The 21610-nt window shown below is 36.1% G+C and carries 25 protein-coding genes, 5 tRNA genes and 1 riboswitch; of the genes, 23 read left to right on the top strand and 7 right to left on the bottom strand.

Translation table 11 applies throughout. The annotated features are described in order from the left end of the window. The first annotated feature begins 7 nt into the window (after positions 1-7). From HMPREF1495_RS08145 to HMPREF1495_RS08105, 9 genes are all read left to right on the top strand, one after another. On the top strand, positions 8-784 hold the full coding sequence (locus tag HMPREF1495_RS08145) for an acyl-CoA dehydratase activase (RefSeq protein ID WP_009663507.1): 777 nt from the start codon (positions 8-10) through the stop codon (positions 782-784). Positions 785-804: 20 nt separating this feature from the next. Then, positions 805-2046, top strand: a complete 1242-nt coding sequence (locus HMPREF1495_RS08140; RefSeq protein WP_009663532.1) for a 2-hydroxyacyl-CoA dehydratase subunit D — start codon at positions 805-807, stop codon at positions 2044-2046. Continuing rightward, complete coding sequence (locus tag HMPREF1495_RS08135; RefSeq protein WP_034213639.1) at positions 2033-3163, top strand: 2-hydroxyacyl-CoA dehydratase subunit D; 1131 nt, start codon at positions 2033-2035, stop codon at positions 3161-3163. Before HMPREF1495_RS08140 ends, HMPREF1495_RS08135 begins: the two co-directional genes overlap by 14 nt. A 15-nt stretch (positions 3164-3178) precedes the next feature. Then, a complete protein-coding gene (acdB, locus tag HMPREF1495_RS08130; protein WP_009445643.1) occupies positions 3179-4315 on the top strand; it encodes a putative isocaproyl-CoA dehydrogenase AcdB in 1137 nt (378 codons plus the stop codon). A 48-nt stretch (positions 4316-4363) separates the two neighbouring features. Then, on the top strand, positions 4364-5152 hold the full coding sequence (etfB, locus tag HMPREF1495_RS08125) for an electron transfer flavoprotein subunit beta (RefSeq protein WP_034213634.1): 789 nt from the start codon (positions 4364-4366) through the stop codon (positions 5150-5152). A gap of 12 nt (positions 5153-5164) precedes the next feature. Continuing rightward, positions 5165-6202: an electron transfer flavoprotein subunit alpha/FixB family protein gene (locus HMPREF1495_RS08120; RefSeq protein ID WP_034213631.1), complete on the top strand. Its 1038-nt coding sequence runs from the start codon at positions 5165-5167 to the stop codon at positions 6200-6202. Positions 6203-6213: 11 nt separating this feature from the next. After that, on the top strand, positions 6214-7356 hold the full coding sequence (locus tag HMPREF1495_RS08115) for a YkvI family membrane protein (protein ID WP_034213629.1): 1143 nt from the start codon (positions 6214-6216) through the stop codon (positions 7354-7356). Positions 7357-7450: 94 nt separating this feature from the next. Continuing rightward, a complete protein-coding gene (locus HMPREF1495_RS08110) occupies positions 7451-8839 on the top strand; it encodes an APC family permease (RefSeq protein ID WP_034213626.1) in 1389 nt (462 codons plus the stop codon). Between the two features lies 1 nt (position 8840). Beyond that, positions 8841-10472: an amidohydrolase gene (locus tag HMPREF1495_RS08105; RefSeq protein WP_034213624.1), complete on the top strand. Its 1632-nt coding sequence runs from the start codon at positions 8841-8843 to the stop codon at positions 10470-10472. A 445-nt stretch (positions 10473-10917) separates the two neighbouring features. Here the strand turns inward: HMPREF1495_RS08105 and ymfI are convergent, their stop codons facing one another. Then, complete coding sequence (gene ymfI, locus HMPREF1495_RS08100) at positions 10918-11637, bottom strand: elongation factor P 5-aminopentanone reductase (RefSeq protein ID WP_034213621.1); 720 nt, start codon at positions 11635-11637, stop codon at positions 10918-10920. Between the two features lie 698 nt (positions 11638-12335). Here ymfI and HMPREF1495_RS08095 point away from each other — a divergent pair. Next, a complete protein-coding gene (locus HMPREF1495_RS08095) occupies positions 12336-12602 on the top strand; it encodes a hypothetical protein (RefSeq protein WP_034213618.1) in 267 nt (88 codons plus the stop codon). 167 nt (positions 12603-12769) lie between these two features. On the opposite strand, the gene HMPREF1495_RS08090 is transcribed toward HMPREF1495_RS08095, so the two are convergent. Further along, a complete protein-coding gene (locus tag HMPREF1495_RS08090) occupies positions 12770-13237 on the bottom strand; it encodes an RrF2 family transcriptional regulator (protein ID WP_034213616.1) in 468 nt (155 codons plus the stop codon). Positions 13238-13483: 246 nt separating this feature from the next. On the opposite strand from HMPREF1495_RS08090, the gene HMPREF1495_RS08085 reads away from it, so the two are divergent. The 9 genes from HMPREF1495_RS08085 to rsfS all read left to right on the top strand — a co-directional run bounded on the left by HMPREF1495_RS08085 (position 13484) and on the right by rsfS (position 18104). Further along, a complete protein-coding gene (locus HMPREF1495_RS08085; protein WP_034213615.1) occupies positions 13484-13891 on the top strand; it encodes a GerW family sporulation protein in 408 nt (135 codons plus the stop codon). Positions 13892-13999: 108 nt separating this feature from the next. After that, positions 14000-14308: a 50S ribosomal protein L21 gene (gene rplU / locus HMPREF1495_RS08080; RefSeq protein ID WP_007592302.1), complete on the top strand. Its 309-nt coding sequence runs from the start codon at positions 14000-14002 to the stop codon at positions 14306-14308. Between the two features lie 5 nt (positions 14309-14313). Then, on the top strand, positions 14314-14631 hold the full coding sequence (locus HMPREF1495_RS08075) for a ribosomal-processing cysteine protease Prp (RefSeq protein WP_034213612.1): 318 nt from the start codon (positions 14314-14316) through the stop codon (positions 14629-14631). Continuing rightward, positions 14632-14922, top strand: coding sequence for a 50S ribosomal protein L27 (rpmA, locus tag HMPREF1495_RS08070; RefSeq protein WP_007592297.1), 291 nt, complete (start codon positions 14632-14634; stop codon positions 14920-14922). A gap of 61 nt (positions 14923-14983) precedes the next feature. Beyond that, positions 14984-16261 carry a GTPase ObgE gene (gene obgE, locus HMPREF1495_RS08065; protein ID WP_009663503.1) on the top strand — a complete coding sequence of 426 codons (1278 nt, stop codon included), beginning with the start codon at positions 14984-14986 and terminating at the stop codon, positions 16259-16261. Between the two features lie 11 nt (positions 16262-16272). After that, on the top strand, positions 16273-16569 hold the full coding sequence (gene yhbY / locus HMPREF1495_RS08060; RefSeq protein WP_034213609.1) for a ribosome assembly RNA-binding protein YhbY: 297 nt from the start codon (positions 16273-16275) through the stop codon (positions 16567-16569). A 1-nt stretch (position 16570) separates the two neighbouring features. Next, a complete protein-coding gene (gene nadD, locus HMPREF1495_RS08055) occupies positions 16571-17179 on the top strand; it encodes a nicotinate-nucleotide adenylyltransferase (protein ID WP_034213606.1) in 609 nt (202 codons plus the stop codon). Then, on the top strand, positions 17172-17765 hold the full coding sequence (yqeK, locus tag HMPREF1495_RS08050; protein ID WP_034213603.1) for a bis(5'-nucleosyl)-tetraphosphatase (symmetrical) YqeK: 594 nt from the start codon (positions 17172-17174) through the stop codon (positions 17763-17765). The genes nadD and yqeK overlap by 8 nt, the downstream gene beginning before the upstream one ends. Further along, positions 17766-18104 (top strand): ribosome silencing factor, encoded by a 339-nt coding sequence (rsfS, locus tag HMPREF1495_RS08045; protein ID WP_034213600.1) that lies wholly within the window; start codon positions 17766-17768, stop codon positions 18102-18104. Between the two features lie 27 nt (positions 18105-18131). Here the strand turns inward: rsfS and HMPREF1495_RS08040 are convergent. The 5 genes from HMPREF1495_RS08040 to HMPREF1495_RS08020 form a co-directional block, all read right to left on the bottom strand. Next, positions 18132-18204, bottom strand: a tRNA-Thr gene (locus tag HMPREF1495_RS08040). Positions 18205-18243: 39 nt separating this feature from the next. Next, positions 18244-18315 (bottom strand) — tRNA-Glu (locus tag HMPREF1495_RS08035). 25 nt (positions 18316-18340) lie between these two features. Beyond that, positions 18341-18412: transfer RNA gene (locus tag HMPREF1495_RS08030), tRNA-Glu, on the bottom strand. 7 nt (positions 18413-18419) lie between these two features. Next, positions 18420-18493, bottom strand: a tRNA-Pro gene (locus HMPREF1495_RS08025). 10 nt (positions 18494-18503) lie between these two features. After that, positions 18504-18574 (bottom strand) — tRNA-Trp (locus tag HMPREF1495_RS08020). Positions 18575-18686: 112 nt separating this feature from the next. Continuing rightward, positions 18687-18786, top strand: a riboswitch (TPP riboswitch). A gap of 25 nt (positions 18787-18811) precedes the next feature. Here HMPREF1495_RS08020 and HMPREF1495_RS08015 point away from each other — a divergent pair. From HMPREF1495_RS08015 to HMPREF1495_RS08000, 4 genes are read left to right on the top strand one after another with little or no spacing between them, the layout of a single operon-like run. Beyond that, positions 18812-19117: a thiamine-binding protein gene (locus HMPREF1495_RS08015; protein ID WP_007592285.1), complete on the top strand. Its 306-nt coding sequence runs from the start codon at positions 18812-18814 to the stop codon at positions 19115-19117. After that, entirely contained in the window at positions 19107-19871 is a 765-nt protein-coding gene (locus HMPREF1495_RS08010; protein WP_034213597.1) for an ABC transporter permease, read from the top strand. Before HMPREF1495_RS08015 ends, HMPREF1495_RS08010 begins: the two co-directional genes overlap by 11 nt. Next, entirely contained in the window at positions 19855-20859 is a 1005-nt protein-coding gene (locus HMPREF1495_RS08005) for an ABC transporter substrate-binding protein (protein ID WP_007592280.1), read from the top strand. Before HMPREF1495_RS08010 ends, HMPREF1495_RS08005 begins: the two co-directional genes overlap by 17 nt. Then, positions 20840-21601, top strand: coding sequence for an ABC transporter ATP-binding protein (locus tag HMPREF1495_RS08000; protein WP_007592279.1), 762 nt, complete (start codon positions 20840-20842; stop codon positions 21599-21601). Before HMPREF1495_RS08005 ends, HMPREF1495_RS08000 begins: the two co-directional genes overlap by 20 nt. Positions 21602-21610: the final 9 nt, after the last annotated feature.

Genomic DNA, 21610 nt, shown 5'->3' with positions numbered 1-21610 from the left:
TAGAAAAGTGTATACAATGGGATTGGATTTCGGCTCTACTGCATCAAAGGGAGTTGTGCTAAAGGATGGTAAAGAAATCGTTTGTACGGCAATTATTACCTCAGGCACAGGTACCAGTGGACCGGAACGTGTAAAGGAAAAATTGTTAACGGAAAGTAATCTTTTAGAAAGTGATATGGAGGCTGTTGTTGTAACCGGTTATGGAAGGATGACATATCAGGGAGCAAAAAAGCAGATTAGTGAGTTGAGTTGTCATGCTAAAGGAGTACATTTTCTTGTTCCGGATGTAGGAACAGTTATTGATATTGGTGGACAGGATATAAAGGCACTTTTATTAGATAAGAATGGAAATTTATCTAATTTTGTCATGAATGATAAATGTGCAGCAGGTACAGGCAGGTTCTTAGATGTTATGGCAGGGGTATTGGAAACAGAGGTTTCAATGTTGGGTGAAATTTCAATGATGTCAAAATCACCTGTTAATATAAGCAGTACATGTACAGTATTTGCAGAGTCGGAAGTTATTTCGCATTTGTCTGCAGGTGTTAATAAAGAAGATATAATAGCCGGAATCCATATTTCTGTAGCAGGTAGAGTGGCAGCACTTGCAAAAAGAGTTGGTATAAAGGATAAAGTTGTCATGGTTGGTGGAGTGGCAAAAAACATAGGTGTCGTGAAGGCTATGGAGGATGCTCTTGGAAAGAATATAGAAGTTCCTAAACTCGCTCAGTTGACAGGAGCTTTAGGTGCAGCTCTTTTTGCATTCGAAGCATTGAATAAGTGATTATAAGTAAAGGAGGAAAAATGGCAGAAGAAAATAAAATCACTGCGATGAAGATGATTAACGGTCTTTTAGCCAAGTCTTACAAAGAGGCATGGGAGGCTAAAGAAAAAGGAATTCCGGTAGGTTGGTCTACATCCGTATTTCCACAGGAAATTGTAGAGTGTTTTGGATTACCTTTATTATATCCGGAAAACCAGGCGGCCGGTGTGGCAGCTAAAAAGGAATCATTGTCATTACAGGAAAAGGCTGAATCAAGAGGATATTCTATTGATTTATGTGCATATGCAAGAACAAATTTTGGATTACTTGAAAACGGCGGATCTGAAAATCTTAATATGCCGAAGCCTGATTTTGTGTGTTGTTGTAATAATATTTGTAATGAAGTTATAAAATGGTATGAGAGTCTTGCAAGAGAGCTTAATATACCTCTAATAATGATTGATGCGGCATATAATAATTCAGGAGAAGTGAGTCAGAGTCGTATTGACTATTTTGTAGAGCAATTTAAAGAAGCTGCAAATCAATTGGAAAAAATCTCAGGAAAGAAGTTCGATCCTAAAAAATTAGAAGAAGTTATGGCTATTTCATCCGAAAACGGCAAGTTGTGGAAAGAGTCAATGTCATTATCAAAAGATGTATATCCTGCTCCAATGAATGGATTCGACTTATTTTCATATATGGCAGTTATAGTTTGTTATAGAGGGAAGAAAGAAACTACAGAGGCCTTTAAGCTACTTATTTCTGAACTTAAAGAACATATAAAAAATGGTACAACTTCTAACAGATGTGAAGAAAAGTATAGAATAATGATGGAAGGAATACCGTGTTGGCCATATATCGGATACAAGATGAAGTCTTTTGGAAAATATGGTGTAAACATGACAGGAAGCGTTTATCCTCATGCATGGGCTTTAGTATATGAGAAGAATGATCTTGACGGATTAGCACGAGCATATTGTAGTATGTTCAACAATGTTGATTTGAATAAGATGACAGATTACAGAGTAAACGCTCTTAAAGACGGAAACTGTGAGGGTGTATTCTACCACATGAATCGTAGCTGTAAGCTTATGAGCTTTATACAATATCAAATGGCTAGAGAAGTACATGAAAAAACAGGTTTACCATATGCTTCATTTGATGGAGATCAAGCCGATCCGAGAGCTTTTTCAGACGCACAATTTGAGACAAGACTTCAAGGTTTAGTAGAAGTCATGGAACATCAAAAAGAAAATGGAGGTAAGGCAGATGACAACAATTGATAATTTAATAAGTGAATTGGAACATATTGCTGAAAATCCAAGAGAAGCGGTTGCTGATTATTTGAGTAAAACAGGAAGCAAAGCAGTTGGAGTTGCGCCTGTGTACACACCTGAAGAGTTGGTTCATGCAGCCGGTATGTTGCCGGTAGGCATTTGGGGTGGACAAAATGTTACATTAGATCTGGCCAAACAATATTTTCCTGCATTCTGCAATTCTGTAGTGTTTACTTGTATGGAATTAGCATTAAAAGGAACATATAATCAATTGTCCGCAGCTATTATTCCGGGTATGGATGATACATTGATTTGTTTGGGACAAAACTGGAAAGCTGCTATTAAGGATATTCCATTTATTACACTTGTATACCCACAGAATAGAAAATTATCTGCAGGTGTAAAGTATCTTGTTTCTGAACTTGAGAGCGTAAAAAAAGAATTAGAGAAGGTTTGTGAAAAAGAAATATCCGAGGAAGCAATTTTTAACAGCATAGATATTTATAATGAGCATAGAAAGACTATGAGAGAGTTTGTTGAGTTGGCAGCAACACATCCTAATTCTATAAATAATGTACAAAGAAGCCATATAATAAAGTCAGCTTACTTTATGTTAAAGGAAGAACATACACAAAAGGTAAAGCTCATCAATGATGAGTTAAAAAAATTACCTGAAGAAAAGTATGACGGTCACAAGATAATAACAACAGGATTCATTTTGGATTCCAAAGAAATTCTTGAAATTATGGAGTCTAACGCGTTAAGGATTGTTGGTGATGATATTGCTCATGAAACAAGACAGTTTAGAACCGATGTGCCAAGAAAAGAAAATGCGCTCTTAAGCATTGCAACACAGTGGTCAGAAATAGAAGGATGCTCTTTCGCATATGATCCTTTTAGAATTAGAGGAAAGATGGTTGCAAAGCTTGCAAAAGATAGAGATGCGGAAGGTGTTGTATTTGCACTTTTAAAATTCTGTGATACAGAAGAGTATGATGCTCCTATTTTGTTGGACGACATTCATGATGCAGGATTAAAGGCTGTTACAATTGAAATTGACCAGGAGTCAGGTAGTATTGAACAAATAAGGACAAGATTACAAACATTTGCTGAAATGCTTTAAAAAAGCGGGGGTAATATGATTTTAAAAAAAGAACACGAATTGTTAAGAAAAACTATCAGAGATTTCGTAGAAAGAGAGATGTCTACTTATCCTGATGAGGTTGATAAAACCGGGAAAATCCCGGAGGAAGTTATTGATAAACTGGTAAAGTATAAGTTTATTTCATCAATAATTCCAAAGGAATACGGTGGTGCAGGAGCAGATTATGTTTCTTATGCCATAATTATGGAAGAAATCAGTAGGAGATGTGCATCTACAGGAACATATATCACAGCAGGATCATCTCTTGTTGCACTTCCTTTGGTTAACTTTGGAACACCTGAACAAAAAGAAAAGTATTTAAGACCACTTGCAGAAGGAAAATACATTGGAAGCTTTGGATTAACAGAACCCGGAGCAGGATCAGATGCAGGAGCAGGACAGACAATTGCTATTGATAAGGGTGAATATTACGAATTAAGCGGAAGAAAATGTTTTATAACTAACGCTCCTATTTGTGATTTTGCAATAATTTCCGCAATGACAGATAAAAGTAAGGGAACTAAGGGGATAAGTACTTTTATAGTTGAATCTAAATGGGATGGTTTTTCAGTCGGTGCACATGAAGATAAGATGGGAATTCGTGGTACAGAGACTTCAGATATTATATTGGATAAAGTAAAGGTTCCTAAGTCTAATTTACTTGGAGGAGAAGGACGTGGCTTTAAGATAATGCTGAACACATTGGATTACGGACGAATTGGAGTCGCAGCACAGGCTCTTGGAGTAGCACAAGGAGCATTAGATGAAGCGATAAAGTACACTCAAGAAAGAATTCAGTTTAATAGACCTTTAGCAAAATTCCAAAATACACAGTTTACCATTGCAGATATGGCTACAAAGGTTCAGGCTGCAAGATTGCTTGTGTATGATGCAGCTATGAAAAAAGATAGTGGCGGAGTACCCGGACTTGAGTCAGCTATGGCAAAATATTATGCAGCAGAAACAGCAAACGAGGTTGCATATAAAGCACTACAACTCCATGGAGGATATGGATATATCAAGGATTATCCTATTGAGAGAATATATAGAGATGCAAGGATTTTGTCAATTTATGAAGGAACATCACAGGTACAACAAATGGTTATTGCAGGCCATGTGATAAAAAAGTGATAAAATAACAAGCTTATAGTTTATTTTAATTAACATGGAGGATTTATTTTGAGAATTATAGTATGTGCAAAACAGGTACCTGATACTACAGAAGTGCGTATAGATCCTAAAACAAATACGCTTATAAGAGATGGTGTACCTAGTATTTTAAACCCGGATGATGCAAATGCCTTGGAGGCAGCGTTAACAATAAAAGATAAGTTACCTGATACAATAGTAAGTGTCATTTCTATGGGACCGCCACAGGCTGAAAACATGCTTAGAGAGTGCTTGGCTATGGGTGCGGATGAAGCATATTTGATTTCAGACAGAGCGTTCGGCGGATCAGATACATGGGCTACATCAAATGCATTGGCATCGGCATGTCGCAAATTGAAAGATTATGATTTTATATTTGGTGGAAGACAGGCAATAGATGGAGATACAGCTCAAGTAGGGCCACAAACAGCAGAAAAACTTGGAATTCCACAGATAACATATGTGCAGGATATTGTATTAAATGACGATAACACTGTGACAGTACAAAGACAGCTGGAAGATGGATATGAAGTAATAAAGGTAAAGTCACCGGCTATGTTGACTGCTGTTAAAGAATTAAACAGTCCAAGATACATGAGCGTTGATAGAATATTTGAAGCTATGAAGATGGATATAACACGTTGGAATATTGATGATTTGGACGTATCACCAACAGATGTAGGTCTTAAGGCATCTCCTACAAGAGTATATAAATCCTTTACTCCACCGGCTAAGGGAAAGTCTGTTATGCTTGAAGGAAGCGTAAAAGATATGGTTGAACAATTGGCTATCAAGTTTAAACATCATCACATTATCTGATAGGAGGAAAGCATGGATAACAGAGATATAAAATCATTTAAAGGAGTGTGGGTATTTGCCGAACAACGTCAGGGAGTACTTACACCTGTAGTTATTGAACTTTTGGGAGAAGGAAAGAAACTCGCAAGTAAGATTGGCGTTGAGCTATGTGCATTTCTTGCAGGAGATAATGTTGATGATTTGATACCTGAGCTTATACAACATGGTGCCGATAAGGTATATTATGTAAATAACAAGTTATTACATAATTATACTACAGACGGTTATGCAAAGGTGTTGGAAAAGGCAGTAGAAGAGTATAAGCCTGAGATAATTCTTATTGGAGCCACCCATATAGGTAGAGATTTGGCACCAAGAATTGCTTCAAAACTTAACACAGGACTTACTGCAGATTGTACAAAGCTTGAAATAGATGAGGAAGATGGAAAGCTTTTGCAGACAAGACCTGCATTTGGCGGTAATTTGATGGCAACTATTATCTGCCCTGAAACAAGACCTCAAATGTGTACAGTTCGTCCGGGAGTTATGGATAAGGCTATAAAAGATACATCAAAAACAGGAGATATCATTGACGTAAAGGTTGATTTATCCGAGGACGATATAAGAACAGAAGTATTAGATATAATAAAAATTAAAAAGGATATGATTCCATTAACTGATGCAGATATTATAGTATCAGGTGGAATGGGAATCAAGAATGCGGACGGTTTTAAACTATTAAAGGAGCTTGCAGATATCTTGGGAGGCACTATAGGTGCTTCAAGAGCTACAGTTGATGCCGGATGGATTGACAGATCAAGACAAGTTGGGCAAACAGGAACAACTGTACGTCCAAAAGTGTATATTGCATGTGGTATTTCAGGTGCTATACAGCATTTGGCCGGTATGCAGGATTCGGGAATTATTGTTGCTATTAATACAAATCCTAACGCACCTATATTTGATGTAGCTGACTATGGTATTGTAGGAGATATATATGAAGTAGTCCCACAACTAATAGAGCTTTTAAAAGATGGTGCTCGTTTAGAAGAATTATTTAATAAAGGTTAAGGAGGAAGTATATGGATAAGAATACTTCTCAAAAATCAGCTTTAGGGGCAATGTTTTCAGTTGCAGCGGTTTGGTTTGGCACACATGTAGGTGGTGGATTTGCAACAGGTAATCAAACTGTACAGTATTTTGTAAAGTATAGATTTACCGCCCTGTTTATGCCTGCATTGGTAATAATACTTTTGGGATGGTGCTATTATAATGGTGCAGTAATGGCTAAGAATCACAAAGCTTTCCGTTATGATGAATTAGCACATCATTTATATGCTCCATTTTCATCTGCAGGTAAATTGTTTTTTGATATTGCTTTCTTCGTATTGGTTGTAGTCGGTGCCGGTATTGCAATTGCAGGTGGAGGAAAGTTGTTTGCAAGCCTTTGGGGATTGAACTTTTATATCGGTTGTATAATAACAGGAGCGATATTCTTTGTTCTGACTATATTCGGAGCAGGACTTGTTAGAAAGGCATCTACAATTATAACAATTATGATTTTGGTTTGCCTTATTGCACTATTGATTCCGGGATTGTCACTTGGACAGGCAGGCATAAGTGAAGTTGCTGCAACAAAGCATGTAGAAGGATCTTTAGGAACTGCAATATGGAACGGATTGTTGTACGCCGGATTTCAGAGTTTGGTAGTTGCATCTATTATCAGTACATCTCAGCTTCTTGATACAACAAAAAAATGTATGGGATTTGCTATAATTGGAACTGTTATAAACGGTCTTATGACAGCACTTTGTGCCATAATGATACTGGGAAATCTGAATGCGCTCACACAACTTGAAGATGGTATGAGTCTTCCAATTTTCAATATAGCCAAATTTATAAATGCACCAATTTTGTTATATGCATATTCAGTTATATTGTTCTGTGCATTTGTATCAACAGGTGTAGGAGTAGTATTTGGACTTGTAACAAGATTTGAGAAAGTTGGATTTAAATCATTAAATATCGAGCAAAGAAGAATAATTATATCACTCATTTCAATTGTGATAGCTACATTGTTGTCATTTGCAGGACTTACAAAGCTTATAGCTGTAGGTTATGGATGGATTGGTAGAGTTTGTGTATTCTTGCTTGTAATACCTTTGGCAGTTGTGGCTCCTATAAAGAACGCGAAGTTTAAAAAGGAACACCCTGAAGTAGAATAAGTTTTATAACTTAGGTTTATTATATAAGAGATATGGTAAACCTAAGTTTTTTTTATAATCAGATATAAAAAATACATAGGAGAAATGACAATATATGAGTGACAACCAAAAATTATCTTCACTGACCACGGAGCAAACAGAATTCAAGCGTGAAATCGGTGTGTTTGGTGGAATAAGCATTATTGGTGGTATTATGATCGGTTCAGGTATATTTTATCTTGGGTCATATGTATTACAAAGAACAGGAATGAATAGTGGATTGGCATTGATTTGTTGGATACTTGCAGGTATTGTATCTTTAGTAGCAGGACTATGCTATGCGGAACTTGGAACAGCAATGCCAAAAGCCGGTGGAAGAGTAATATATCTTAATGAGGCTTTTCATCCCGTGGTTGGATTTATGGCAGGTTTTACCGATTGGTTACTTGGTGGACCGGGTTCTATTGCTGCAGTTGCTATTGCTCTTATGAATGTAGCAAAATCTTTCTTTCATATTAGTGATTTAGGTATAAAGGTTGCAGCCATTATACTTATTATTGGCGCTACTATCTACAATTTAGTTGGAGTTAAGGTGGCTTCCGCCGTACAAAGCCTTTCAATGGTGGCAAAACTTGTGCCTATTGCAGTGGTTATGTTTGTTGCATTATTTGTTGGAAAAGTAAGTCCGGATCTTTCGCTTGGATCGGCAAGTACTTATGCTGTGGAACATAATACCAATATTATATCAATGTTAGCTATTGCAATTGTAGCGGCACTTTGGGCATATGAGGGATGGAGTAATCTAAATACTGTTGCTGAAGAAATAAAAAATCCAAAAAGAAATTTACCACTGGCTATTATCATAGGTATAGGTGGAGTGACTGTGTTATATGCATTATTTAATTTTGCAATTATGAAAGTATTGCCACATGAAAAGATTGTAGAAATGATAAATAATGATGATTTGTATCTTGGAACGGCAGTTGCAAAAACAGTTTTAGGAAATGCCGGTGGAATAATTGTTTCAATCGGAATGATATTCGCTATGTTTGGGACCATGAATGGAATGGTTCTTGCACAACCTAGAATGTATTATGCTATGGCAGAAGAAGGACATTTTTTCAAGAGTTTTAAAAAACTTCATCCAAAGTATAAAGTTCCAACTGTACCAATTATTGTTCAATGTATTTTCTCTGTAGTATTAGTATTACTTAGAAACTTGGATCAGTTGACAAATCTTGTGGTAATAAGTGGAATGATATTTAATGTGTTGGTTATACTTGCACTTCCTATATTGAGACACAAGTATCCCAATATAGATAGACCTTACAAAGTGTGGTTATATCCGATATCTGTTATTGTAGTTGCATTGGTATTTGTAGGGCTTTTGATCCAAGGTATTATAGAAGATCCTATAAATGGTTCATTGGGGCTTTTAGTTCCTGCAGCAGGTGCTGTTGTTTACTTTATCTTTGATAAAAGAATAAAGAGTGAGGCAAAGTAATATGAGAAAGGTCTTGTTTAATGCAAAAGTTTATGTTGAAAGAGGTAAGTTTGCACAAGCTGTTCTGGTAGAAAATGATAAAATTGTTGCTGTGGGCAGTAATGATGAGATTAAAAATAATTTAGATGATAAGCAAAAAATAGAAGTAATTGACTGCAAGGGGAAAACTCTTATTCCGGGATTGAATGACTCACATTTACATTTTATGCAATTTGGTGAGACGAGAAATCAAGCTATGATTGAAGGTGTTACTTCTATAGATGAGATGATTGATATTTGTAAAGAATTTGCAAGTACACATCAAAATTATGTGAAAGAAGGGCTTCATGCTATAGGTTGGAATCAAGATAATTTTACAGAAAGTAATAGATTACCTGATAAAAATGACCTTGATAAGATAAGTACTGATTTTCCTATTGTTTTAGAAAGAGTTTGTGGTCATATAGTTTCTGCAAACTCAAAACTTTTAGAGATGTTGGATATAGAAAATAATAAGAACTTGTTTAAAGATGGGGACTTTCTTGTGGGAGAGGATGGAAAGCCTAACGGTATTTTTACAGGGAACGGTTGCAATATTGCAAAACGTTTGATTCCGGATTTTTCACTTGAAGAACGTAGAAAAATTTTGATTGAAACCATGGAATATGCAGTAGCACATGGGCTTACCAGTGTGCAAAGCAATGATGTTGGAACAACATTTATGGATGGACCGGCCGCTTTTAAACTTTTTCATGATATATATGATAAAGGCGAAGGATTGCTTAGATATAGGCATCAAGTATGTTTTAATAATGTAGAAGACTTTAAAGAGTACTTAGAAAATGGTGAATATGTACATGGTGTTTATCCAAAAGATTCTTGGCTTACTCTTGGACCTTTAAAATTATTTAAAGATGGAAGTCTTGGGGCTAGAACAGCTCTTATGACAGATGGATATGTTGGTAGACCTGATGACCATGGGCTTGAATGGATTAGCGTTGAGGATATGGACAGGTACTGCAAGTTAGCTAAGGAAAAAGGACTTCAAGTTGTTACTCATGTTATTGGTGATGAGGCTGTAAAACGTACTATTGATAGTTATGAAAAGGCATTTGTGGATGGTGAAAATAAATTAAGACATACTTTGATACATTGTCAAATTACAAGTAGTGAGTTAATAGATAGGATTGCTAAACTCAATATACTTGTTTTTGCACAGCCAATATTCTTGGATTATGATATGAAGATCGCGGATAATCTTGTAGGCTCTAAGCTTGCCTCGACTTCATATGCATTTGGAAGTTTGGCCGGAAAAGGAGCACATGTAGCGTATGGTACAGATTGTCCGGTAGAAGATTGTAATCCGTTTCCAAATATATATATGGCTGTAACCAGGAAGGATAAAAATGAAAATCCTAAGGAAGGTTATTATCCTAATGAGTGTGTTGATGTGGAAACAGCCATTGATGCTTATACATTAGAAAGTGCATATGGAGAGTTCATGGAAGATGTTAAAGGACGTATAAAACCAGGATTTTTGGCGGATATGGTGCTACTGGACAAAGATATTTTTACCGTAGAACATGACGATATCAAAAATATATTGCCTGTATTGACTATGGTTGGTGGTAAAGTTGTATATAAGAAAGATTAAGAAAATATACGGTCTGTTATGAAATTACAGCGACCATAAGTTTTATATATAACCATGAAACTCCTTTTTTAAGTTATTCACCAGATTAGCAAGATAAAGTGCGCCGAAACTTATCAAGAAAAACTCTCGAATTCATGTTTTTATTGGCATATTATCAATAGAAAGTACACATATATTTGTGCGAGATTAATATAATCAAAAATATTATAAGGTCAATATTCACAAAGTTATAAAGGGGATATTGACATAAAATTAGTTGCTATTTATAATTAAATCATTAGAAGATTGTTGAAGCAACAATGAATATATCGGTAGTATTTGATATATTCAAATATTGATATAAAGATATTATATCTTTATATATAAAGGGCTATCATAAATGCTACAGGAAAGACTTGATTTGAATGACTTATAATTAATCCTGCAGTGTATGATAGCCTTCATTTTATGTCCATCCGCCGTCTATTGTGATTATTTGTCCTGTAAGATATTTGGATGTTGCAATTTTGTATACAAGATCGGCAACTTCATCGGTTTCACCACTTCTTCCAAGCGGTATTTCATCAAATATAGCGTTTAATTCATCATTATCAAAGCATTTATTCATTTCAGTATTAATAAATCCGGGAGAGATTGCATTTACCAAAATATTACTTGGTGCAAGCTCTTTTGCCAGTGCTTTTGTAAAACTGTTTAAACCTCCCTTGGAGGCTGAATATGCCACCTCCATGGATGCACCTATATTCCCCCAGACAGACGAAATATTTATAATATGCCCTTTTTGTTCCTTTAACATGTATGGAATTATATGCTTTGACATTAAAAATACTGATGTGAGATTGGTATTAATTACATTATTCCACTCATCTATTGACATATCCTGCATCAAACCGATAAAGGATATACCTGCATTATTTACCAGTATTTCTGTAGGTCCTATTTCTTTTATTGAAGATGATATAAAATCTATTACAGCTTTTTCATTCGTGATATCACAGAGTTCTGTATAACATTTTACACCTGTATCTTCAATTATCTTTTTTGTTTCTTCAAGTCCTTTGGCATTTGTTTTTGCACAGCCGATTATATTACATTTATGTTTTGCGAATTCTATTGCGACGGCTCTGCCGATACCGCCGGAAGCACCTGTTATAAGTACATTCATAATGTTCCTCTTTTTGTATATTTTATTTTACATTAAGGTAAAGAAAACGATATAATTAATATGAATAATGCAGTTTATACCTTAAAAACCGTATTTTATACCTTTCATGTAGATTATATAGAAATTCATGTATAATGGCAATTGTTAGAGAAATCAGATGTTAAAGAGTGATACGGGAGTTCCATCCAATCTTGAGTGAATTTGTTTGGAGTATATAGGAGATCACAGTAAAAAAGCTATCATTTAGATAGCTTTTTTACGTTAAAAATTAAAACAAATAGATTTACTGCAGTTTGTACCTTAAAAACCGCAGTTTATACTTTTTTTATAAAAAGTATATTTTTGCTGCTATAATCATAATTGTCAAAGCCAAGAAATGTTTGAGAAGTCAAACTTTTCATAAATATCAATGTTTTATTTTAGAGTGATTGTTACAGTGATATAGCAAAGGCTGAGTGATAATAGGAGTGTTTTAAGGGTGATTGTAGAGTGTGTTATATAGTTAGAGCGATATAACATAGTTAGAGTGATTCTTAGAGTGATATATTTACGCAAGGGTTAGAGTTATATAAAAATGTTAGAGTAAAATAAAAGGCATGGTGATGTAAGGCGCCATGCCTTTTATTTTTGCACTGTCAAAGGTAGAATATGAGATATATAAATGGTATAATAGAACCGGACATGATTAAGGAGAAGATATGAAGAAGATATTGTCTTATATATTTGTAGCGGTTTGGTGTATTTGTATTATATTACTTGCATTAAACAGCTCTACCGATATTGTTAAATTAAGTGATAAAACTTTTGAATTCATTATTTTCATGATGGTGTTTGGAATATTCGGGACAATGGTATTTTCAAATATTTTAACAGGCAGACTTAAATTTAGGTTAGCAAGGATTGTTATAATAATACTATCCGGGATATTTTCAGTACTTTCGTTGTATACGTTTTTAACCAAATAAAATATTGAGGTGTTGTATGAGAAGGAGTTTGCATTTTATATTTGATTCTATATAGATAATATGTTTATTAGTATTGTCTTTAAATAATTTTACAAAGTATATTGATTTAAGTGAAAAGTATGAGACCTTGTTGTTTTGCAAACTGAAACGGTTGCCTCATATCACCTTTATGTGATTTTATGGCAACCGTTTTTATCATTTGATTCAAGTTCTTTTTCTCTTTTTCTAATATCAAGTTCATCATCAACCAGATCTTGCAGTGATATATTGTCAACTACATTATTTATAGCATCTTCAACCTTTTTAAACAGGTTCTGTGTTACGCAAAAGTCTGAATGCACACAGGAACCGTTGCCGTCAAGACAGTCAACCGGAGAGAGTGAGCCTTCGGTAAGTCTCAGTATTTCACCAACAGTATATTCTTCTACAGGTTTGATGAGTAAATATCCGCCTTGAGCACCACGAATACTTTTTACAAGCTTAGCCTTTGAAAGAATGGAAACTATCTGCTCCAAGTATTTTTCTGAAATTCCGTAGGATTTGGAAACCTGATTTATTTTTGTGGGTGTATCGGAGTTTATTGCAAACTCGACCATCATTTTTAAAGCATATCTACCTCTAGTAGAAATTTTCATTTGATTCCTCTTTTCTATGTAATCTGATGATTTATTTCAGCCGAGAGCCTTTGGAGTTTGAGCGAAATCATCAGTTTGCTTTGATTTAATACCTAGTGTCTAACTAGGAATTGATACCATCATATCAAATATGGAAATAAATGTAAACTAAGTATGGTGATATTATTATAAATATGTGGTATAATAAAGACTTTAAGAGAGCTTATTAATTTACATATATTATGTTTTACGATAGAAAGGGCAAAGATGGAGAAGAACAGTCGATTTTTTGATAATGCCGAAGCTATATTTAACGGTATGAATACTTTTCTTACAACAAAGACTGTAGTGGGAGAACCTATTGTTGTAGGTGATACTACAATAATACCATTGGTGGATGTAAGTTGCGGAATGGCAACGGGTACATTTGAAGAAACCTCAAAGTCAAAGGGTGGCGGCGGAATGAGTGCCAAGATAACACCGAGTGCAATGCTTATTATTCAAGACGGAAGAACCAAGGTTGTGAATATAAAAAATCAGGATGCATTCACTAAAATCCTTGATATGATTCCTGAGCTTATAAATAAGGTTACAAATAAGTCTGATGTAGACAAGGATGCTACAAAGCAGGCTGAGACAATATTAAATGAAAGTGAAAGTAAATATATTGATTGACAATCACTATATTTTTAGTGTATACTTAGTAGGTATGCCGCTCAATGTTGGTTTCAAGCCTGTTTCAGGCACCAATTTTGGCGAGTAATGATAATAGGAGGTATCCTTATGTACGCAATTATTGCTACAGGTGGTAAGCAGTATAAGGTTTCTGAAGGAGATATCATTAGAGTAGAGAAACTTGGAAAAGCAGACGGTGAGGCTGTTACATTCGATCAGGTTCTTGCACTAAACGATGGAGAACTTAAAGTTGGAACACCTACTGTAACAGGAGCAAGTGTTAGTGCATCTGTTCTTAAAGAGGGCAAGGCTAAGAAGGTTATTGTATACAAGTACAAGCCTAAAAAAGGTCACCACAAGAAGAACGGTCACAGACAGCAGTTTACAGAAGTTAAGATTGAAAAGATTAATGCATAATCTTTATGATTGACGTTATTGCATTTGCTAAAGATGGCAAATACACCGGTTTGAAAGTTTCGGGACATGCAAACTTTGATGAAGAAGGCAAGGATATAGTATGTGCGGCGGTTTCGGTGCTTACACTGAATCTGGCAAATTCTATTGAACATTTTTGTGATGACGACTTTACGGTCGATTCTGATGACGGCTTCTTTTCGTTTGTTTTGCATGATAGAAGTGAAAAATCGGGACTATTACTGGATTCATGTATTCTTGGTCTTATGGATATAGGAGAAGAGTACGGAGATTTTATCAAGATTAATTTACAGGAGGTCAAGTAAATGTTAAAAATGAACCTTCAGCTTTTCGCTCATAAAAAGGGAGTTGGATCTACAAAGAACGGTCGTGACTCTGAGTCAAAAAGACTTGGTGCTAAGAGAGCAGACGGACAGTTTGTTTTAGCTGGAAATATACTATACAGACAGAGAGGTACAAAGATTCATCCGGGACTTAATGTAGGTCGTGGTGGTGATGATACTTTGTTCGCTACAGTTGACGGTGTAGTTCGTTTTGAAAGAAAGGGCAGAGACAAAAAGCAGGTTTCTGTTTACCCAAGAGCTATTGCTGAATAAGAGTTGAGACGGGAGGCTTCATACAGATGTATGAGGCCTTCTTTAATACAAAGAGGTATTTATGTTTGCTGACAGTGCAAAAATTTTTATAAAATCGGGCAAGGGCGGAGATGGACATGTAAGCTTTAGAAGAGAGCTTTTTGTGGCAGCCGGCGGTCCTGACGGTGGTGATGGTGGAAAAGGCGGAGATATCATTTTTGAAGTGGATGAAGGTCTGAATACACTCACCGATTTTAGAATGAAGAGAAAATATGTGGCGGGAGACGGTGAGCCGGGTGGTAAGAGAAAATGCCATGGTGCTGATGCCAAGAGTCTGACGCTTAAAGTACCTGAGGGTACGGTAATAAAGGACTTTGAAACAGGCAAGGTAATTGCCGATATGTCCGGAGAAAATAAGAGAGAGGTTATCCTTAGAGGCGGTAAAGGCGGTTTCGGAAATATGAATTTTGCCACCGCTACCATGCAGGTACCTAAGTTTGCAAAGCCCGGTCAGCCCGGAAAAGAGATGTTTGTTCTCTTGGAGCTGAAGGTTATAGCTGATGTAGGTCTCGTAGGATTTCCTAATGTAGGTAAGTCAACACTGCTCTCCAGAGTAAGTAATGCAAAGCCTAAGATTGCTAATTATCACTTTACAACACTTGATCCTCATCTGGGAGTGGTGGATGTAAAGGGAGCAGGCGGTTTTGTTATGGCGGATATTCCGGGACTTATAGAGGGTGCCAGTGAAGGTGTAGGCCTTGGACATGATTTCCTAAGACATATTGAAAGAACCAAGGTACTTGTACATGTGGTAGATGCGGCTTCTACTGAAGGCAGAGATCCTGTAGAGGATATAAAAACCATCATGAATGAGCTTAAGAGTTATGATGAGAGCCTGCTTGAAAGACCACAGCTTATTGCTGCAAATAAAATAGATGCAATCTATGATGAAGAGAACAGTCAAATAGAGAGAATAAAGGAGGCTTTTCCCGACATTAAGGTATTCCCTATATCGGGAGTAAGCGGAAAAGGCATACAGGAGCTTCTCTATGAACTTGTAAATGTTTTAAGTACAATAGACAGAACTGTTAAAGTTTTTGAGAAAGAGTTTGAAGTAGATTATTCAAGTGATAAGAATCTTCCGTTTACAGTTGAAATCGATGAGGACGGAGTATTTGTGGTAGAAGGTCCAAGAATTGAAAAGATGCTTGGATATACAAATCTTGATTCTGAGAAGGGATTTGATTTCTTCCAGAAATTCTTAAAGACTTCAGGTGTTTTGGAAAAGCTGGAAGAGGCAGGAATAGTTGATGGAAATACTGTTCGTATGTATGGCCATGAGTTTGACTATTATAAGTAAATAGGAGAAAAATGAATAGTAGACAAAGAGCATATTTAAAGGGACTTGCTATGAACCTTGACCCTATAATGCAAATAGGTAAAGCTTCTCTTACAGAGGAGAATGCTGCAGCTATTGCAGAGGCTATGGAGCCCAGAGAGTTAATAAAGATATCTGTTTTGAAAAACTGTGCCGACGATCCTAAGATAATTGCAGCTGAAATTGCAAAGCTTACAAGAAGCGAAGTGGTGCAGGTTATAGGAAAGAAGATAGTACTTTATAAACAGGCTGATGAGCCTAAGAACAGAAAGATAAACCTTCTGAAATAATATGAAAAGAATCGGTATTCTTGGCGGTACATTCGATCCGATACATTTCGGACATTTGATACTGGCAGAGGAAGCAAAAGAGTTGTGTAATCTTGATGAAGTATGGTTTATGCCCGCAAAGACACCGCCACATAAGCTTGGTAAAAAGATCAGTGAATTCTCTATCAGAAAATCCATGATTGAATTGGCGATACAGGGGCATGGCGGACTTTATTGTTCGGATTTTGAAAATACTTTAGAAGGTAATTCCTACACTTTCAATACTTTGGAAAAACTTCAGAGTAAGTACATTGACGATGAGTTTTACTTTATTATGGGTGCGGATTCGTTTTATGAGATAGAAACCTGGAAAAATCCTGATATCATATTAAAGGTAGTAAAATTGATAGTGGCATCAAGGGATTACAGCAATGAAAATCTTACCTTAAAAAAACATTTTGAGCATCTGAAAAGTAAATATGAAATTAAAGGTATTTACTTTTTGGATACTATGGATATTGATATTTCTTCAACTCAGATAAGGGAATTGGCCGGAGGCGGAGAAAGTATTACAAAGTATGTTCCTGAGAGTGTTTGCAGATATATAGAAGAGAATAAAATATATGTTTGATTTTAGTCGAGAAAATATAGACCTTATAAAGGCTGATTTGAAGGATAAATTGCCGAAAAAAAGATATGAGCATACTCTTGGAGTGGCTTATACATCGGCCGCTTTGGCCATGCGCTATGGAGAGGATATTGTAAAGGCGGAACTTGCAGGTATTTTGCATGATGTTGCAAAAGGAGAGAAGGTTTCAAAACTCAAAGAGGATATGAAAGGATTTGACGATCCTTATACCGATAAAACTTATGTTGCTTTGGTGGCAGATAAAGCGCCTCAAATTCTTCATGCAATATACGCACCTTACTTAGCAAGAAAAAACTACAATATTAAAGATGAAGTTATCTTGTCGGCTATAAGATGGCATACAACAGGTAAAAGAGATATGAGTATGTTGGAAAAAATTGTATTTGTTGCAGACTATATAGAACCTAACAGAAAACAATTACCGGGTCTTGATGAGATAAGAAAACTTGCATTTGAGGATATAACTAAAGCGATAGGAAGAATTGCAAAATCAACTATTGAGTATTTGAGCAGTCAGGATATGTATATAGATAAGTTTACATATGAATTGAGAGATGAAGAGGTGTAGATGGAAATAAAAGAAATTGTAAAAAAGATTTATAATATAATTGATGACAAAAAAGGCGAATATATCAAGGTTATTGATATAACAAAAGTAAGTTCCGTAGCGGATTATTTTATAATAGCCAGTGCAAATAATGTAAATCAGGTTCAGGCTATATCTGATGAGATTGATTTTATTTTAGGTAGAGAAGGAATTGTTCCGCATGCTATAGAAGGAAATAAGAATGCAACATGGATGTTGCTGGATTACAGAGATATTGTTGTTCATATTTTCCTTAGAGAAGACAGAGCTTTCTATGATCTTGACAGAATCTGGAGAGACGGAATAGAAGTGGAAATGTAAAAAAGCTGCCGAAAGGCAGCTTTTTTAAGCTCGCGATCGGACTCGAACCGACGACCTACTCATTACGAATGAGTTGCACTACCAACTGTGCTACACAAGCATATATATGAATAAAGGAAGAGTTTCACTCTTCCTTTAATGACCAATCCGGGAATCGAACCCGGGTTTGCGCCGTGAGAGGGCGCCGTCTTAGCCGCTTGACCAATTGGCCCTTTAACGGGATATATACTTTTTGATGACCAATCCGGGAATCGAACCCGGGTTTGCGCCGTGAGAGGGCGCCGTCTTAGCCGCTTGACCAATTGGCCTTATAAATCGAGGTGACAAGATTCGAACTTGCGACCTCAGCGTCCCGAACGCTGCACTCCACCAAACTGAGCCACACCTCGAGATTTAAAGCAGGGGAAGAGGGGCTCGAACCCCCATTTACGGTTTTGGAGACCGTTGCTCTACCATTGAACTATTCCCCTCTGTAAGGTACTTTGATACTATACCAGTTAAGCTCTAATCTGTCAACTAAAAGTTTTTATTTTTTATAAAAAATTTGATTGAATTTTTTTGGATTCGTATTATAATCAAAGTAAATATTTGAAGGGGTGCTAATACGGCTGAGAGAGGTTTTTACCTTAACCCATAACCTGATCCGGGTAATGCCGGCGTAGGAAAGAAAAAGACTGCCGTAGAGCAGTCTTTTTTTGGAGGTAAATATGAATGCGAGTGTAGCTATACAGACATTACCTGAAGTATATGACAATGAAGAAATAGTAAGAATTGTAGATGAGGTAATAGCATATATAAAGAGTACAGGTTTGAAATATTATGTCGGTCCTTTTGAAACAACCATTGAGGGCGAATATGACGAACTTATGGATATTGTAAAGGAATGCCAACATGTGGCGATAAGAGCAGGTGCACCGGGGGTAATGGCTTATATTAAAGTAAGCTTTAAACCTGACGGAGACTTGCTTACAATAGACAGAAAGGTGACAAAACACCATACAGATGAAAAATAAAAGAGACAGTATATACCCGATCGGATTTGGTGTTTTATTTTTGTTGATCTGGCAGATGCTTTGCAGCCTACAAATAATACCGGGATATCTTATGCCTTCACCTGTGCAGATAGTAAGTGCATTGGTAGAAGATTTTTCATTACTCATGTATCATCTTTTGTATACGCTGCTTGAAAGTATGCTTGGACTGACAGTAGGAGTGCTACTGGGACTTTTATTTGCATTGTTAATGGACAGATTTTCAAAACTTTATAAAACCTTTTATCCGATTATTATTATCAGCCAAACGATTCCTACAATAGCAATTGCACCGCTTTTGGTATTATGGTTCGGATATGATCTTTTGCCTAAAATTATACTGATAGTACTTGTGACTTTTTTCCCTATTACGATAGGTGTACTTGAAAGTTTTAAGAGTACGGACAAAGATGAGATAAACCTTTTAAAGTCTATGGGTGCAAGCGAAATTGATATTTATAAATTTATAAAGCTGCCTTCATCTATGGGAAAATTTTTTGCGGCATTGAAGATTTCAGCTTCATACTCTGTAGTAGGAGGTGTAATATCTGAATGGCTTGGTGGATTTAGAGGTCTTGGCGTATATATGACAAGGGTAAGAAAGGCATATGCCTTTGACAAGATGTTTGCAGTTATAATTATTATATCTATACTTAGTTTATTATTATTAAAGGCGGTGGATATATTACAGAAGATATCCATGCCATGGGAGGAGAAACATGAAAAAAGTAATTAAGAATTTATTTGTCGCATTAAGCGTAGGTGCTTTGGTTTTGGGAAGTACTGCCTGTGGGAGTAAAAAGAATACAGAAACCGGCAGTAAAAAGCTGACTTTGGTACTTGATTGGACGCCGAATACAAATCATACAGGATTTTATGTTGCAATGGAGAAGGGATACTATAAGGATGCAGGAATTGAACTTGAAATAGTTCAACCGCCTGAGGACGGTGCGGAAGTACTTGTTGCAAGCGGTAAGGCAAACTTTGGCGTATCCTTTCAGGATACTATGGCAGGAGCACTTTCAGGAGACAATGCGCTTCCTATAAAGGCGGTTGCAGCTATAACACAGCATAATACTTCAGGAATAATGTCAAGAAAAGATGACGGAATTACATCACCTAAGGGACTTGAAGGTAAAAATTATGCGACATGGGATATGCCTATAGAAAAAGCTATGTTAAAAAATGTAGTTGAAAAGGACGGTGGAGATTTCAGCAAGGTAAATCTTATACCCTCAACAGTTACAGATGAGGTATCTGCACTTAGCAGCAAACAGGTAGACGCTATCTGGGTATATTATGGATGGGCAGGTATTGCAGCAAATGTCAAAGGATTTGAATTTGATTATTTTGCTTTTAAAGATATAAATCCAACATTTGACTATTATACACCTGTAATTTTTACAAATGATGATATGATAAAAAATGATAAGGACACGGTTAAGAGCTTTCTTGAGGCTACAAAAAAAGGATACGAGTTTGCTGCAGGAAATCCGAAGGAGTCTGCGGAAATACTGTTAAAATATGCACCTGAGATAGATAAAAATCTTGCTATGGCATCTCAGGAGTATTTATCAGCTCAATACATCGATGAAGGTACTCCATGGGGGTATATTGATGCCGACAGATGGGGAGAATTTTATAAATGGCTAAATGAGAACAACCTTTTAGAAAACCCTATAGACGAGGGAGCGGGACTTGATAATGAATTCATCACAAAATAGTGAGGTTATTTTAGAAGTAAGAAATGTAAGCTTCGGATATGATGAAAGACAGATTATTTCAAATGTAGATATCGAACTTAAAGATAATGAGTTGGTTTCACTTCTTGGAGTAAGCGGAAGCGGAAAGAGTACATTATTCAATATAATAGCAGGACTGTTAAAGCCCGATGCAGGAAAGGTAATATATAGAGGAGAGGATATCACAGGTAAATCAGGGATTATAAGCTATTCATTTCAAAAAGACCTTTTGCTGCCTTATATGACGATAGAAGAGAATGTGGCACTTCCTCTTTTGATAAAAAAGGAAAAGAAAGCGGATGCATTGGTAAAGGCAAATGAAATGTTAAAAGAGTTTAAGCTGGATGCCTATGCAAAGAAATATCCTAAAGAACTCTCAGGAGGTATGAGGCAAAGAATTGCACTTTTAAGGACATATCTTTTTTCAAAAGATGTTTCTTTACTTGATGAGCCATTTTCCGCACTGGATGCCATTACAAAGGATGAGATGCATGACTGGTATATGAATATGAGAAGAAAATATAAAACTTCTACCATATTTATAACCCATGATGTGGACGAGGCGATACTTCTGTCGGACAGAATTTATATTCTTGGAGACGGAGGTATAAAAACGGAGATAAAAATAGAAACCTCGGTAAGAGATAATTCTTTTAAGCTTACAAAAGAGTTTTTGGACTATAAAAAGTCTGTAATAGGTTGCCTTGAAAGCGGTAATACATAAAACCGGATA

The sequence above is a fragment of the Lachnoanaerobaculum sp. MSX33 genome, from assembly GCF_000512995.1.
Lineage (GTDB): Bacteria > Bacillota > Clostridia > Lachnospirales > Lachnospiraceae > Lachnoanaerobaculum.
This window is presented reverse-complemented; position numbering and strand designations above follow the sequence as displayed.

Coding starts and splice junctions, on each gene's coding strand:
- yhbY (WP_034213609.1), top strand. CDS start 16,273: ATGAATAGTAGACAAAGAGCATATTTAAAGGGACTTGCTATGAACCTT.
- nadD (WP_034213606.1), top strand. CDS start 16,571: ATGAAAAGAATCGGTATTCTTGGCGGTACATTCGATCCGATACATTTC.
- acdB (WP_009445643.1), top strand. CDS start 3,179: ATGATTTTAAAAAAAGAACACGAATTGTTAAGAAAAACTATCAGAGAT.
- yqeK (WP_034213603.1), top strand. CDS start 17,172: ATGTTTGATTTTAGTCGAGAAAATATAGACCTTATAAAGGCTGATTTG.
- HMPREF1495_RS08010 (WP_034213597.1), top strand. CDS start 19,107: ATGAAAAATAAAAGAGACAGTATATACCCGATCGGATTTGGTGTTTTA.
- HMPREF1495_RS08090 (WP_034213616.1), bottom strand. CDS start 13,237: ATGAAAATTTCTACTAGAGGTAGATATGCTTTAAAAATGATGGTCGAG.
- obgE (WP_009663503.1), top strand. CDS start 14,984: ATGTTTGCTGACAGTGCAAAAATTTTTATAAAATCGGGCAAGGGCGGA.
- rsfS (WP_034213600.1), top strand. CDS start 17,766: ATGGAAATAAAAGAAATTGTAAAAAAGATTTATAATATAATTGATGAC.
- HMPREF1495_RS08000 (WP_007592279.1), top strand. CDS start 20,840: ATGAATTCATCACAAAATAGTGAGGTTATTTTAGAAGTAAGAAATGTA.
- ymfI (WP_034213621.1), bottom strand. CDS start 11,637: ATGAATGTACTTATAACAGGTGCTTCCGGCGGTATCGGCAGAGCCGTC.
- HMPREF1495_RS08075 (WP_034213612.1), top strand. CDS start 14,314: ATGATTGACGTTATTGCATTTGCTAAAGATGGCAAATACACCGGTTTG.
- HMPREF1495_RS08120 (WP_034213631.1), top strand. CDS start 5,165: ATGGATAACAGAGATATAAAATCATTTAAAGGAGTGTGGGTATTTGCC.
- HMPREF1495_RS08135 (WP_034213639.1), top strand. CDS start 2,033: ATGACAACAATTGATAATTTAATAAGTGAATTGGAACATATTGCTGAA.
- HMPREF1495_RS08105 (WP_034213624.1), top strand. CDS start 8,841: ATGAGAAAGGTCTTGTTTAATGCAAAAGTTTATGTTGAAAGAGGTAAG.
- HMPREF1495_RS08115 (WP_034213629.1), top strand. CDS start 6,214: ATGGATAAGAATACTTCTCAAAAATCAGCTTTAGGGGCAATGTTTTCA.
- HMPREF1495_RS08140 (WP_009663532.1), top strand. CDS start 805: ATGGCAGAAGAAAATAAAATCACTGCGATGAAGATGATTAACGGTCTT.
- HMPREF1495_RS08015 (WP_007592285.1), top strand. CDS start 18,812: ATGAATGCGAGTGTAGCTATACAGACATTACCTGAAGTATATGACAAT.
- rpmA (WP_007592297.1), top strand. CDS start 14,632: ATGTTAAAAATGAACCTTCAGCTTTTCGCTCATAAAAAGGGAGTTGGA.
- HMPREF1495_RS08110 (WP_034213626.1), top strand. CDS start 7,451: ATGAGTGACAACCAAAAATTATCTTCACTGACCACGGAGCAAACAGAA.
- HMPREF1495_RS08085 (WP_034213615.1), top strand. CDS start 13,484: ATGGAGAAGAACAGTCGATTTTTTGATAATGCCGAAGCTATATTTAAC.
- rplU (WP_007592302.1), top strand. CDS start 14,000: ATGTACGCAATTATTGCTACAGGTGGTAAGCAGTATAAGGTTTCTGAA.
- HMPREF1495_RS08095 (WP_034213618.1), top strand. CDS start 12,336: ATGAAGAAGATATTGTCTTATATATTTGTAGCGGTTTGGTGTATTTGT.
- HMPREF1495_RS08005 (WP_007592280.1), top strand. CDS start 19,855: ATGAAAAAAGTAATTAAGAATTTATTTGTCGCATTAAGCGTAGGTGCT.